Origin of the sequence: Mesorhizobium sp. WSM4887 (genome assembly GCF_029625865.1) — a bacterium.
Taxonomy (GTDB): domain Bacteria; phylum Pseudomonadota; class Alphaproteobacteria; order Rhizobiales; family Rhizobiaceae; genus Mesorhizobium.
The window spans coordinates 1-14190 of sequence record NZ_JARTVP010000002.1 but is presented as its reverse complement, the minus strand read 5'-3'; the positions used below and the strand labels follow the sequence as shown (position 1 = coordinate 14190).

Here is a 14190-nt window from a genome sequence, read left to right as displayed (position 1 = left end):
GGTCATGCACTGGCTTCTGGGGGCGCCGGCTCGAACAGCATGTCGGAGACGGTCGGCAGCCGGTCGCCGACGGCGTTCTCCGGCAGCGCAGACAGCAGCGCGCGCGTATAGTTGCTCTTGGGGTTCTCGAACAGCGACAGCACGTCGGCCTCTTCCATCTTGCGGCCCTTGTATTGGACGATGACGCGATCGGCGGTCTCGGCGACCACGCCCATATTGTGTGTGATCATGATCAGCCCCATGCCGTATTTGGCCTGCAGCGACACAAGCAGATCGAGAATCTGCTTCTGGATGGTGACGTCGAGCGCGGTGGTCGGCTCGTCGGCGATCAGCAGCTTCGGATTGCAGGCAATGGCCATGGCGATCATGACGCGCTGGCATTGGCCGCCCGACATCTGGTGCGGGAAGGAGTTGAGCCGCTCGGCCGGCTCCGGAATGCCGACCTGCTTCAACAACTCGATGGCGCGCGCCCGGCGCTGTGCGCGATCCATGCCGAGATGGAAGCGCAGCACTTCCTCGATCTGAAAGCCGACGGTGAAGCAAGGGTTGAGACTGGCGATCGGCTCCTGGAAGATCATGGCAATGTCCTTGCCGATGATCTTGCGGCGCTCGGCCGGACCCATCTTGAGGAGATCGCGGCCGCCGAACGTCATGCGGTCGGCGGTAACAGTGGCGGTCCAGGGCAACAAGCCCATAACCGCCAGCATCGACACCGACTTGCCGGAGCCGGATTCGCCGACGATGGCGAGCACCTCGCGCTCGTCGACACGGAGCGAGACGCCGTCGACGGCGCGGAACGGGCCGGAGGCGGTCTGGAACTCGACGACGAGGTTCTGGATATCGAGCAATGCCATCACGACCTCCTGAGCTTCGGATCGAGCGCGTCGCGCAGGCCGTCGCCGATCAGGTTGATGGCGAGCACCGTGATAAGTATGGCAAGGCCGGGGAAAGTCACCACCCACCAGGCGCGCAGGATGAATTCGCGCGCCGAGGCCAGCATGGTGCCCCATTCCGGCGTCGGCGGCTGCGCGCCGAGGCCAAGGAAGCCAAGCGCTGCGGCTTCCAGGATGGCGTTCGAGAAGGACAGCGTGCCCTGGACGATCAGCGGCGCCAGGCAGTTCGGCAGGATGGTCTTGAGCATCAGCCTCAGGTGCCCGGCGCCGGCGACCTTGGCAGCCACGACATATTCGCGGCTCTTTTCAGCCATCACCGCAGCGCGCACCAGGCGGGCGAAATGCGGCTGCAGGACAAGCGAGATCGCCAGCATCGCATTGAACAGGCCGGGTCCGAGAATGGTGACCAGCACCAGCGCCAGAAGCAGCGACGGGAAGGCCAGGATCAGGTCCATGACGCGCATGATCGCGACGTCGACCCAGCCGCGGAAATAGCCTGCCAGCAAGCCGAGCGTGATGCCGCCAACGAGGGCCAGCGTGACGACGACGGCGCCGATGAGCAGCGAGAAACGCGCGCCATAGAGCAGGCGCGAGAGGATGTCGCGGCCGACCGGATCGGTGCCGAGGATATATTGCGAGCTGCCGCCCGCCTGCCAGGCCGGCGGCCTGAGGAAGGCGGTCTTGTCCTGCACGTCGGGTGCATAGGGCGCCAGCAACGGCGCAAAGAGCGCCGCCAGCACCAGCAGGATGAAGACGACCAGGCCAATGACGGCGCCGCGGTTCACCGAGAAATAGTGCCAGAAGGTCTTGAAGCCAGTCAGCCGGTCCGGGCTGCCGGCGGCCATCGGGGCGATTTCGGTCGACTGGCTCATCACGCCGCCCTGATGCGCGGGTTGATGACGGCATAAAGCACGTCGACGATGAGGTTAACGGCCATGACGATGAGTGCGATCAAAAGCAGACCTGACTGCACGACGACATAGTCGCGCTTGAAGATGGAATCCACCATCCACTTGCCGATGCCCGGCCAGGCGAAGATGGTTTCGGTGAGGATAGCGCCGGCAAGCAGCGTGCCGACCTGCAGGCCGATCGTGGTGACGACCGGGATCAGGGCGTTGCGAAGTGCGTGCGCACCGATGACGCGGGCGGCGGAAAGGCCCTTGGCGCGGGCGGTGCGGACATAGTCTTCACCGAGCACCTCGAGCATGGCCGAACGGGTCTGGCGCGCGATCACCGCCAGCGGAATGGTGCCGAGCACGATCGCCGGCAGGATGAGATGGCTGAGCGCCGAGCGCAGCGCGTCCCATTTGCCGTAGAGAATGCTGTCGATGGTCATGAAACCGGTGATCGGCTTCAGGAAGAACTGCAGGCCCATGCGGCCCGACACCGGCGTCCAGCCGAGATAGCCGGAAAAGAAGATGATGAGCAGCAGGCCCCACCAGAAGATCGGCATGGAATAGCCGACCAGCGCGGTGCCCATCAACGACTGATCGAACCATGAGCCGCGTTTGACGGCCGCGAATATGCCGGCCGGGATGCCGATCGCCATGGCGAAGATCATGGCGAAGAAGGACAATTCCAGCGTCGCCGGAAAGAGCGTCTTGAACTCCTGGAGCACCGGGCGCTTGGAGGAAATCGAGACACCGAAATCGCCCGTCGCGACCTCGCCGACATAGCGCGCATACTGCTCCCAGACCGGCAGATTGTAGCCGAACTGTTCCTTGAGCTCTTCGTAGCGGGCGGGGGTGACGCCATGCTCGCCGGCCATGGCCAGGATCGGATCGCCGGGCAGCAGCCGGACAAAGGCGAAGGCGCTGATGGTGATGCCGACGAGCGTCGGGATCAGAAGTGCGATTTTGTTGAGGAGATATCTGAGCATCGTGAAATGGAATGGGGCGGCGACAATTCGCGCCGCCCCGTTCGCAAATATTACTCGGCCTTGTCAACGCCGTCGAAGCGATGAATGCCGAGCGGGTCCATCTTGAAGCCGCTGACGTTGTTGCGGACAACGGCATAGACCTGGCTGTGAGCCAGCAGGAAGGCCGGCGCCTGCTTGGCGAAGATTTCCTGGGCCTGCTCATAGAGCTTGGTGCGCTCGCCCTGGTCGCTGGTCTTCTTGGCCTTCTGGATCAGGTCCTCGAAGTCCTTGTCGCACCAGCTGGAATAGTTCGAGACGCCGATCGCCGAGCACGCGAAGAGGGTGGCGAAGAAATTGTCCGGATCGCCATTGTCGCCGGTCCAGCCGATCTGGAAGGCGCCGGGACGCTCCTTCTTCTTGCCTTCCTCGCGATACTTGGTCCACTCGTAGTTGACGATCTCGGCCTTGACGCCGACCTTGGCCCAGTCGGCCTGGATCAGCTCAGCCGCGCGCTGGAAGTTCGGGTTGTAAGGACGAACGCGGTCGGAAGCCCAGAGCTGGATTTCCTTCAGCCCGGCGTCGGCCAGCACCTTCTTGGCCGCTTCCGGATCATAGGAATCGAACTTCACATCCTTGTTCCACGACCACATGGTCGGCGGGATCAGGTTCTGCGCCGGCGTCGCGCCAGCGTCCTGGAACAGCGACTTGATCAGCGCTTCCCGGTCGATCGCCTGGTTGAGCGCGTGACGAACCTCCGGCTTGTCGAGCGGCGGGATCGTGGTGTTGTAGCTCATGTAGCCGATGTTGAGGCCGGCCTGGTCCATCAGGGTCACGTCCTTGTTGGCCTTGATGGTGGCGATATCGGCCGGGTTCGGATAGGGAGCGACATCGCATTCGCCGGCCAGCACCTTCTGGATGCGGGCGGTCGCGTCAGGCGTGATGGCGAAGACCAGATCGTCGATCTTCTCCTTGCCCTTGAAGTAGTCGGGGTTCGCCGCATAGCGGATGACCGAATCGAGCTGATAGTCGACGAACTGGAACGGCCCGGTGCCGATCGGCTTGGTCGAGAAGTCGGCCATCTTGCCTTCCTTCTCGAGCTGGTCGGCATATTCCTTCGACACGATCGAGGCGAAGTCCATGCCGAGATTGGCCAGCATCGGCGCGTTCGGCTCGGTCAGCGTCAGCTTGACGGTGAGGTCGTCGACCTTTTCCCACTTGGCGACGTATTTCGGCATGTCCATGCCGGTGTAGTAATCCCAGGTCAGGTTCGGCAGATACTTCTCGCCGTTCCACGGATTCTGCTTGTTGAACTGCCGGTCGAACGAGAAGACGACGTCATCGGCGTTGAGGTCGCGGGTCGGCTTGAAATAGTCGGTGGTCTGGAACTTCACGCCAGGGCGCAGGTGGAAAGTATAGACCAGGCCGTCGTCGGAGATTTCCCATTTGTCGGCGAGGCCGGGCTCGATCTCGGTGCCGCCATGCTTGAACTCGACCAGGCGCGAATAGACCGTGCGCGACGAAGCGTCGAAGTCGTTGCCGCCCGTCGTCGTACCCGGATCGAAATTGGCCGGCGACGCTTCCGAGCAATAGACAAGCGTCTTTGCATTGGCCATCCCGCCGAGGACGCTTGCAGCCAGCAACGCGGCTGCAAAAGTCATTGTCTTTTTCATTGAGCACTCCCTGATGTTCTTCCAAGCCCCTCTATCAGGCTCGCGAAGCGCGCATATAAGCACCGTTTTTGGGGCTTTGGAACACCCCGTTTGCGTACCCCACGGTAAGCAGGAAAAGAATCCGCATTTTCCTCAAATAGAAGAAAAAATGAGCAGAATTTTTCGCTCACGCTAATGTTAACAACCTCATTTTTTTATTGATTGAGCCTCTTCCGAAATGGAACGAGGAGCTCCTGCCTGCGATCCCAGGTCCTCGTCGGGACGCGCCGAAGGAGGCGTCGAGGAATGACATTTCGGCGGCAAATCTTTCCGCCGCTGCCGCTGGGGCAAGACTTGCACGGCCGCCGATAGAGGCAATACATAGACGTTAGGCCGGATTTCTTGGAATCCGCAATCGGCCGCAGCGGAGGAACGCTTCCGAAATCGGAAAGAGATGCGGCGCAAGCAGTAAGACTAGGACACCAGGGAGGGATTTGGTGGCAAAAGCAGCAAAGACAACGCCCCCGGCGAAGGCAACAGCCAAGGCCGCGCCCGTCGATGCGGGCGCGCCCAAGGCTTCATCTTCCAAGACCGCTTCGCCAGCCAAAACGCCGTCACCTGCAAAGGCCGGCTCCAAGCCGAAGACCACTGCGAAACCGGCTGCCGCTGCAAAGAAGACGAACCCCACATCCGCCGCCAAGGCTGCAACCGCAAAGACCGCCAGGCCTGCGGCAAAGGCAGCCTCGGGGTCGGCCAGGCGGCTGCCCAAGGCGATCACGGAACTCGCGGCAGGGTTGCCGGAAAAGCCTTGGCTGAAAAACTACCCGAAGAACATGCCGGCGGAGATCGGTCCGCTGCCTTACGATTCCATTGGCGACTTCCTCGTCGGCGCCTGCAAGCAGTTCGCCAGCCGGCCGGCGTTCGTGTGCATGGGCAAGTCGATCTCCTATGCCGAGCTCGAGCGGCTTTCGGCGGCCTTCGGCGCCTATCTGCAGTCGAAGGGACTGGAGAAGGGCGCGCGCGTGGCGCTGATGATGCCGAACGTTTTGCAATACCCGGTAGCGATGATGGCCGTGCTTCGCGCCGGCTTCACGGTGGTGAACGTCAACCCGCTCTACACGCCGCGCGAGCTGGAGCATCAGCTCAAAGATTCCGGCGCGCAGGCCATCGTCATTCTGGAGAACTTCGCCAACACGCTGCAGGCGGTGATCGCCAGGACGCCGGTTAAGCATGTCGTGGTCGCGGCGATGGGCGACATGTTGGGCGGGCTGAAAGGCGCGATCGTCAATCTCGTCGTGCGGCGGGTGAAGAAGATGGTTCCCGTCTGGTCGCTGCCCGGCCACGTCAAATTCAACGCCGCGCTCAAGGCGGGCTCGGCAAGCGCCTTCAAGCCGGCGGCGGTATCGGGCGACGATATCGCCTTCCTGCAATATACCGGCGGCACGACCGGCGTGTCGAAAGGCGCGACGCTGCTGCACCGCAACGTCTTGTCCAACGTGGCGCAGAATTCGCTCTGGGTGGAGGACGCCTATACGGTCAAGCCGAAGCCGGCGCATCTCAACTTCGTCTGCGCGCTGCCGCTCTACCACATCTTCGCGCTGACGGTGAACGCGCTGATGGGCATGCAGCAAGGCGCGCAGAACGTGCTCATTCCGAACCCGCGCGACATTCCGGGCTTCGTGAAAGAACTGCAGAAATACCCGGTCCACATCTTTCCCGGCCTCAATACGCTGTTCAACGCGCTGCTCAACAATGAGGATTTCCGCAAGCTCGACTTCAAGCCGCTGATCCTCACTCTCGGCGGCGGCATGGCGGTGCAGAAAGGCGTGGCCGAGCGCTGGAAGGCGCTGACGGGCTGTCCGGTGAGCGAAGGCTACGGACTTTCCGAAACCTCGCCGGTGGCGACCGCCAACAAGTTCAGCTCCAGCGACTTTACCGGCACGATCGGCCTGCCGCTGCCATCGACCGAGATCGCCATCCGCGACGACGACGGCAACAACGTGCCGCTCGGCGAAGTCGGAGAGATCTGCATCCGGGGTCCGCAGGTTATGGCCGGCTACTGGAACCGGCCGGACGAGACCGCCAAGGTGATGACCAAGGACGGGTTCTTCAAGTCGGGCGACATGGGCTTCATGGATGAGCGCGGCTACACCAAGATCGTCGACCGCAAGAAGGACATGATCCTGGTCTCCGGTTTCAACGTCTATCCGAACGAGCTGGAAGAAGTCGTGGCGCAGCACCCGGGCGTGCTCGAAGTGGCGGCGATCGGCGTGCCGGACGAGCACTCCGGCGAGGTGCCGAAGCTGTTTGTGGTCAGGAAGGATCCAGCGCTCACCATCGAGACGCTGACTGTCTATTGCCGCGAGAACCTGACCGGCTACAAGCGGCCGAGATACATCGAATTCCGCGCCGAACTGCCGAAGACGCCGGTCGGCAAGATCCTGCGGCGCGCGTTGCGGGAGCAGATTTGAACGAAAATGTTGCCGGCCTGACGCCAATACATCGCGCCGACCTCGACCCCGCCGAATTCGTCAAGGCGAACATGCGGCTTCAGCCGGTGCCGTCGCTGCCTGAAATCCGGCTCTATACGGCCCATCCCGGCAGCGGGCTGAGGCGGCTGCTGGAACCGGAGGACGGGTCGCATGAGCACGCGGCCGAGCCGCAGCCGCCCTACTGGGCCTATGCCTGGGCGGGCGGCGCAGTGCTGGCGCGCTATGTTCTCGACCGGCCGTCAACCGTTGCGGGCCGGCGCGTGCTCGACCTCGGCGCGGGTTCCGGCCTTGTCGGTATCGCCGCGGCGCGAGCCGGGGCTAGGGAAGTGACCGCGGCGGAGATCGACCGCAACGGCATCGTCGCGCTCCGCCTCAACGCGGAGGCCAACGGCGTCGCCATCATCATAATCGGCGAGGACATCAGCGCCGGTCCGCCGCCGTCGGTCGACGTTGTGCTCGCCGGCGACGTTTTCTACGGGCAAGCGGTCGCGCGGCGGATCGTCCCATTCCTCGACCGCTGCCTTGCCGCGGGCATCGAGGTGCTGGTCGGCGACCCGGGCCGCGCCTGGCTACCCAGGCGGCGGATTCGCCTGCTTGGCGAGTATCAGGTGTCTGATGTCGGCGGAAACGGCGGTAGCGCGCCGAAACCGAGCGGGATATTTGCGTTCCTTCCCAGCGAGCCCTGATCAGCCCGCCGGCACACTCATCCGCGCGGCGAGAAAATCCGGCAGGTCGGCGACCGAATCCAGGATGACGTCGGCCATCGGCGACAGCGAGTCACGCGTGCCCGTGCCGGAAAGCACGCCGATCGCCAGGCCGCAGCCGCCGGCGCGCGCCATTTCGAGATCGTGGCGATTGTCGCCGACCATGGCGATCTCGCCAGCCTTCAGTCCCGTCAGATCGCAGAACGCGATGACCGTGTCGGGCGCGGGCTTCGGGTTCGCGACCGCATCATAGCCGAAGGCGGCGTCGAAGAGCTGCGCGACACCGAGCGTGGCGAGCGTCTTCTCGGCGCCGCTGGTGGAATCGTTGGTGGCGACGCCCAGCCGGAAGGATCGCTTGTGCAGCGCCCGCAGCGATTCGACGATACCGGGCAGAGCGACAGCCATCGACGAGCCCTGAACCGAGGTGATCTCGTTGAAGCGGGCGACGGCCAGCATCTGGTCCTCCTCCGACAGGCGCGGGAACCAGAGCTCGACGACGTCCATGTTCGAGCCCGAGGCAAAGATCGAATCGGGCTTGAAGCGCTTGCTGACGAAATCGAAGCCGGCGGCGGCGAGCAACCTGTCGGCTTTCCAGCGATCGCCTTCGGCGGCGTCCATGGCCATGAAATCGGCAATGCCGAGCCAGGTAGCGTTGAAGTCGACAAGCGTGCCGTCCTTGTCGAACAGAATTCCCTTGATATCCGCCAATCCTTTTACTCCGCGCCGCGCAATTGGTGGATATGAGCCACCAATCCGGCAGTCGAGGCGTCGCGTTTTGCGGCAGTCTCCTTGCCTTCCACGACAGGCAGCAGGCCTGTCGCCAGTTCCTTGCCGAGTTCGACACCCCACTGGTCGAACGAGTTGATGTTGAACAGCGTGCCCTCGACGAAGACGCGATGCTCATAGAGCGCTATCAGGCGACCGAGCGTGCGCGGATCAAGCTTGCGGTAGAGGATGGTGAGCGACGGACGGTTGCCCGAAAAGACGCGATGCGGCGCGATGCGATCGACATCGGCGGGCTTCATGCCCTTGGCCAGCATCTGCGCGCGCGCCTCTTCCAGCGTGCGGCCCTTCATGAAGGCTTCCGACTGCGCCAGGCAATTGGCAAGCAAGAGATCGTGGTGGGTCTTCAGCTCGGGCTCGTGGCTGACGGCTGCGGCAAGAAACTCGACCGGGATGAAATCGGTGCCCTGGTGCAAAAGCTGGAAAAAGGCGTGCTGGCCGTTGGTACCGGGCTCGCCCCAGACCAGCGGGCCGGTCGGCGTCGTCACCGGGCCGCCGTCCAGTGTCACGCTCTTGCCGTTCGATTCCATATCGAGCTGCTGCAGATAGGCCGGCAGGCGCGACAGGCGCTGATCGTATGGAATGACGGCGCGGGCCGGGTATTTGCAGACGACGCGGTGCCACCAGCCGATCAGCCCCAGCAAAACAGGCAGGTTCTTCTGCAGGGGGGCCGAGCGGAAATGCTCGTCCATCTCATGCGCGCCGTCGAGGAAGGCGCGGAAATTGCGCGGGCCGATGGCGATCATCACCGGCAGGCCGATGGCGCTCCAGACCGAGTAGCGGCCGCCGACCCAGTCCCAGAAACCGAAGACGCGGTCGGAGGCGATGCCGAACTTGGCCACTAGGTCGAGCGCGGTCGAGACGGCGGCGAAATGCTTGCCGACCGCTTGCTTGCCCAGCGCCTTTTCCACCCATCTGCGCGCCGTCTCGGCATTGGTCATCGTCTCGACAGTGGTGAAAGTCTTGGAGGCGATGATGAACAAAGTCGTCTCGGGAGACAGGCCCTTCAGCGTGTCGTGGATGTGGGCGCCGTCGACATTGGAGACATAATGCGCACGCGGGCCGTCATGGTAGGGAGCGAGCGCCAACGTCACCATCGCCGGGCCAAGATCCGAGCCGCCAATGCCGATATTGACGATGTCGGTGATCTTCTTGCCGGTGGCGCCGGCCGCCTCGCCGGAGCGAATCGCATCAGCGAAGGCGCCCATTGCGTCGAGCACGGCGATCACATCGGCCTTGGTGTCCTGGCCATCGACCACGACGCTCTTGCCGGTCAAATTGCGCAGCGCCGTGTGCAGCACGGCGCGGTTTTCGGTGATGTTGATCTTCTTGCCTTCGAACATCGCGGCGCGTCGACCTTCGAGGTCGGCGGCGCCGGCGAGCGTCTCCAGCATTGCCATCGTGTCGGCGTCGACCGCGCATTTCGACCAGTCGAACAGAAGATCGCCATCTGTGGCGGAGAATTTCTCGAAGCGATTGGGATCGGCGGCGAAGGCTTCGCGCATCGTGCCCTTGGCTGCCGCGCGCTGCTCACGCAGGGCGGTGACCTGCTTGTCGAAGGCTGACTGATCCAATGGTGGCTCCTGGCGGGTTTTTAGACCATTTTAACAGGCCCGATGTTTCCGGCGCGTGTCGTCGCGACATTGTATTGAGCCGGATTTCCGTTTCGTTCAAGCGCGGCAGTGACGCACTGCATCACGCTTTTATGATGCCCCGCAACATCCGCTTCTCTGGCGGACGCGCCCCTTTCGTGACCAATGGATCACTGGCATAAATCCCAGCGATCAGAAAAATTGATTGGCGCAACCCCTTGTGCCACCCCTACACTCGACTGGTCCAGCCAAGTGAAAACAGCTGGCCATCCGAGGATGATCTCCCATGCCACAGCGCAATGACACGGCCATATGGTCCGGCCTGTTCCGGATTTCGGCCGAATCCGGACAAACTCTCCAGGCACAGATCCGCCAGGCGATCGTCGCAGCCATCCTCGACCGGCAGATCGCCGCTTCGATGCCGCTGCCATCCTGTCGGATTCTGGCGGAAAAACTGGGCGTTGCCCGCGGCACGGTGGTGCTTGCCTTCCAGCAGCTGGTCGACCAAGGTTTTCTTGTGGCGCGCGAGCGGCGCGGCCACTTCGTCAACCCTGAAGTGCTGGCCACCCCCGCCAAGCCGCACCAGAAGGCGCCCGACCAGCAGAATGAGATCGACTGGAAGGCGCGTCGGCAGATCGCCGCCAGCGACATGCCGCCGCCGGCCAAGCACGACAACTGGATCAAGTCCTCCTACCCGTTCGTCTACGGCCAGTTCGATCCGGCGCTGTTTCCGACCGCGGAATGGCGCGAGTGCAACCGCATGGCGCTCGCGGTGCTGGAGATCCGCAACTGGGCATCCGACATGGTCGACCGGGACGATCCGCTGCTCATCGAGCAGATCCAGGCCCGGCTTTTGCCGCGCCGCGGCATCTTCGCCAATCCGGACGAGATCATCGTGACCCTGGGCGCGCAGAACGCGCTCTATATGCTCGCCTCGCTGTTGATGACCAAGGGCTCGAAGGTGGCAATGGAAGACCCCGGCTATCCGGATGCCCGCTCGATCTTCCGGCTCGCCGGCGCAGATATCCAGCCGGTCCCGGTCGACCAGTCGGGCATCGTGACCTCGACGATTCCCAGCGATTCCGGCTTTGTCTTCGTCACCCCCAGCCATCATTGCCCGACGATGGTGCCGTTGTCCGCCGAGCGGCGGCAGGATTTGCTGGCGCGCGCCAACCGCAACAACCAGATCATCATCGAGGACGGCTATGACAGCCAGCTTCTCGACGAGGCGCCGCAGCAGGCGCTGAAGAGCCTCGATCGCTCGGGCCGCGTCATCTATGTCGGCTCGATGTCGAAGACGCTGGCTCCGGGTCTGAGGCTCGGCTACATCGTCGCTTCGGCAGGACTGATTGCCGAGCTTCGCGCGTTGCGTCGCTTCATGCTCAGGCATCCGCCGGCAAACAACCAGCGCGCCGTTGCGCTGTTTTTGTCGCTCGGCCATCATGAGGCGCTGGTGCGCAGGCTCTCCGCCGCCTTCGACGAGCGGCGCAAGCGTCTGGTCCATGCGATTTCCGCTTTCCTGCCAGAATGGCGCTCGACCGACTCGGCGGGAGGCACATCGTTGTGGCTGGAGGGCCCGCGCGGTACCGATTCACGAGGGCTCGCCGAAGCGGCCGCTTCCCGCAGCGTCATCATCGAACCCGGCGACCGGTTCTTCGACCGCAGCGAAAAGCCCTCGCGTTTCATGCGTTTGGGCATCTCCTCGATCTCGCTGCAGCACATCGAGCCCGGGATCCGGGAGCTCGCCACGGCCGCCGGCCGCAGGCCCGCTGCCGCCTGATCACCACGGACTGCCACATGAAGAGCCGGCGTTTTGCCGGCTCTTCTATTTTGGCGCGCCTCAACGCTTTAGCATCCTGGCATATTCGACGGGATTGACTGGCTCATAGGCTGTGCCAATGCCGACGGCATAGTCGAGGCACAAAGGGGACGAGGCAGGCCGATGGTGGACCAACCGCCGCGCATCCTGCCCCTGAAAAAGCAAAGGCGGAGTGCTTTCCATGTCAGTGGCTCTTGAGAAGCAGGAAACGACGTCGGACCAGCGTTCGCGGCGGTCCGGCGGGCGCGAAGCGCGCCGCGCGATGCGGGCAGCACCGCTCGCAGACGACATCCGTCCGGTGCGAGCCGGCCTCGAAGGCGGCAGCTACGGGCCATTGAGCCAGAACGACAAGGAACGCATCCATGAAGCGGTGCTGACGCTTCTGGAGACGGTGGGCTTCGCCAACGCCATCCCCTCCTGCATCGAGGCGCTGACCCGGGTCGGGGCGACCTACGGCGACGACGGCCGCATCCGCCTGCCGCGCGCGCTGGTGCTCGACACGATCAAGAAGGCGGCGCGCCACTTCACGCTCCACGGCCAGGATCCCAAGCACGACATGGTGATCCAGGGCAAACGCGTGCACTACGGCACGGCGGGCGCGGCGGTGCATCTGGTCGATGTCGAGAAGCGCGAATATCGCGAATCGCAGCTGCAGGACATCTATGACGCCGCCCGTCTCGTCGACGGGCTCGACAACATCCATTTCTTCCAGCGCACCATGGTGCCGCGCGATATTCCCGATCCGCTCGAGATGGACTTCAACACGCTCTATGCCTGCGTACTGGGGACATCCAAGCATGTCGGCACCTCGTTCACCGTGCGAGAGAACGTCAAGCCGGCGCTGGAAATGCTCTATGCGATCGCCGGCGGCGAGGAGAATTTCCGGGCGCGCCCTTTCGTGTCGAACTCGAACTGCTTCGTGGTGCCGCCGATGAAGTTCGCCGAGGACGCCTGCGGCGTGCTTGAGGCCTGCGTCGAGGGCGGCATTCCGATCCTGCTTTTGTCGGCCGGCCAGGCCGGCGCCACGGCTCCCGCCGCGATTGCCGGCGCCGTCGTGCAGGCGGTGGCCGAAGTGCTGATGGGCCTGGTCTATGTCAACGCCATCAAGCCCGGCCATCCGGCGATTTTCGGCACCTGGCCGTTCGTCTCCGATCTCCGGACCGGCGCCATGTCCGGCGGTTCGGCCGAGCAGGCCGTGTTGACCGCGGCCTGCGCGCAGATGGCGCAATATTACGACCTGCCGGGCGGCTCGGCCGCGGGCATGACGGATTCGAAGCTGCCCGACATCCAGTCCGGCTATGAAAAAGGCATCACCGATGTGATGGCCGGTCTTGCCGGCCTCAACCTCGTCTATGAATCGGCCGGCATGCATGCCTCGCTGCTCGGCTTCTGTCTCGAAAGCCTGATCATCGACAACGATATGCTCGGCCACTGCCTGCGATGCGTGCGCGGCATCGAGGTTACGGACGAGGCGCTGTCGATCGACACCATCGCCGATGTCTGCCTTAAGGGCCCGGGCCATTATCTCGGCAACGAGCAGACTTTGAAGCTGATGCAGACCGAATATTTTTATCCCGCAGTCGGCGATCGCTTCTCGCCCAAGGAATGGAATGAGAAGGGCCGGCCCGACATTTTGCAGCGGGCGATCGCCGAGAAAAAGCGCGTGCTGGCCGAGCGCTTTCCGCGCCATGTGTCGCGGCTCGTCGACGACAAGCTGCGCGCGCGCTTCGGCGAGATGATCAAGCTGCCGCGCAACAAGATGGGCGGCTGATCTTTCCGCTCTCGCAGATCACTCCGCACGCAGCCCATAGCGCTCGATGACTTCGGCGTTGATCAGCTTCGCGTGCAGCGTCAACAGCACGATCTGCGCATCGAGGCTGTCGCCGGCTTCGAGCGCGGCCTCGATGCGGCGCTCGGCTTCCAAAGTGCGCTCCCTGCCATTCGCCCGCTCGAAGGTTTCCGGTCCGGCGACGCAATAGCCGCAGAGTTGCGCCACCGATTGATAAGCCTGAGGCGGCGGCTCCTCGGGCCAATGATCCTTCATCAGGTTGACGATGGTGAGCTTGACGCCCTCAGGCACCAGTGCCGGATGCAAGTCGGCCTTGCGCAAGGCGTCGTCGAGCTGGCGCAAGTCGCCCGAACGGCCGAACATGCCGAGGAAGCCGAGGGAAGAGCGCCGTTTCGCCAAATATAGCCTCCCTTCGTAGGGCCGCCGGGATCGGGCTAATCTGTAGATGCCCCGCGGCCGAAACAAGGGCCATGAGAAAGGGCGGTCCGCCGGGAAGCGGGCCGCCCGTGGATTTTGGCCGGGGGCTGTATTAAGTTGTTTTAGCGCGGGGCGCCCCGGGTGTGGGCGCCAAACAGATATTTAAACACCCCCAGGAGCACCAAGCCCCCGGG

General features: G+C 63.6%; 11 protein-coding genes. 4 read left to right on the top strand and 7 right to left on the bottom strand.

Annotated features, from left to right (window positions below; genetic code table 11):
- Nucleotides 1-2: 2 nt before the first annotated feature.
- The 4 genes from P9230_RS08305 to P9230_RS08290 are packed head-to-tail and all read right to left on the bottom strand — an operon-like array spanning nt 3 to nt 4421.
- Nucleotides 3-854, bottom strand: a complete 852-nt coding sequence (locus P9230_RS08305; RefSeq protein WP_082953860.1) for an ABC transporter ATP-binding protein — start codon at nt 852-854, stop codon at nt 3-5.
- Nucleotides 854-1738: an ABC transporter permease subunit gene (locus tag P9230_RS08300; RefSeq protein ID WP_245322339.1), complete on the bottom strand. Its 885-nt coding sequence runs from the start codon at nt 1736-1738 to the stop codon at nt 854-856. The genes P9230_RS08305 and P9230_RS08300 overlap by 1 nt, the downstream gene beginning before the upstream one ends.
- A 26-nt stretch (nt 1739-1764) precedes the next feature.
- Complete coding sequence (locus P9230_RS08295) at nt 1765-2772, bottom strand: ABC transporter permease subunit (protein WP_278118394.1); 1008 nt, start codon at nt 2770-2772, stop codon at nt 1765-1767.
- Nucleotides 2773-2822: 50 nt separating this feature from the next.
- Nucleotides 2823-4421, bottom strand: coding sequence for an ABC transporter substrate-binding protein (locus P9230_RS08290; protein ID WP_278118392.1), 1599 nt, complete (start codon nt 4419-4421; stop codon nt 2823-2825).
- 476 nt (nt 4422-4897) lie between these two features.
- On the opposite strand from P9230_RS08290, the gene P9230_RS08285 reads away from it, so the two are divergent.
- Both P9230_RS08285 and P9230_RS08280 read left to right on the top strand, forming a co-directional pair.
- Complete coding sequence (locus P9230_RS08285; protein WP_067324403.1) at nt 4898-6871, top strand: long-chain fatty acid--CoA ligase; 1974 nt, start codon at nt 4898-4900, stop codon at nt 6869-6871.
- Entirely contained in the window at nt 6868-7578 is a 711-nt protein-coding gene (locus P9230_RS08280; RefSeq protein ID WP_278118389.1) for a 50S ribosomal protein L11 methyltransferase, read from the top strand. The genes P9230_RS08285 and P9230_RS08280 overlap by 4 nt, the downstream gene beginning before the upstream one ends.
- Here P9230_RS08280 and P9230_RS08275 read toward each other — a convergent pair whose 3' ends face one another.
- Nucleotides 7579-8304: an HAD family hydrolase gene (locus P9230_RS08275; RefSeq protein WP_095824276.1), complete on the bottom strand. Its 726-nt coding sequence runs from the start codon at nt 8302-8304 to the stop codon at nt 7579-7581.
- 5 nt (nt 8305-8309) lie between these two features.
- Entirely contained in the window at nt 8310-9953 is a 1644-nt protein-coding gene (pgi, locus tag P9230_RS08270) for a glucose-6-phosphate isomerase (protein WP_278118387.1), read from the bottom strand.
- Between the two features lie 304 nt (nt 9954-10257).
- On the opposite strand from pgi, the gene P9230_RS08265 reads away from it, so the two are divergent.
- Together P9230_RS08265 and P9230_RS08260 are read left to right on the top strand one after the other, a co-directional pair.
- Entirely contained in the window at nt 10258-11751 is a 1494-nt protein-coding gene (locus P9230_RS08265) for a PLP-dependent aminotransferase family protein (RefSeq protein ID WP_278118384.1), read from the top strand.
- Between the two features lie 220 nt (nt 11752-11971).
- Nucleotides 11972-13561, top strand: a complete 1590-nt coding sequence (locus P9230_RS08260) for a trimethylamine methyltransferase family protein (protein ID WP_278118382.1) — start codon at nt 11972-11974, stop codon at nt 13559-13561.
- Between the two features lie 18 nt (nt 13562-13579).
- On the opposite strand, the gene P9230_RS08255 is transcribed toward P9230_RS08260, so the two are convergent.
- Nucleotides 13580-13978, bottom strand: coding sequence for a hypothetical protein (locus P9230_RS08255; protein ID WP_095799274.1), 399 nt, complete (start codon nt 13976-13978; stop codon nt 13580-13582).
- Nucleotides 13979-14190 lie beyond the last annotated feature (212 nt).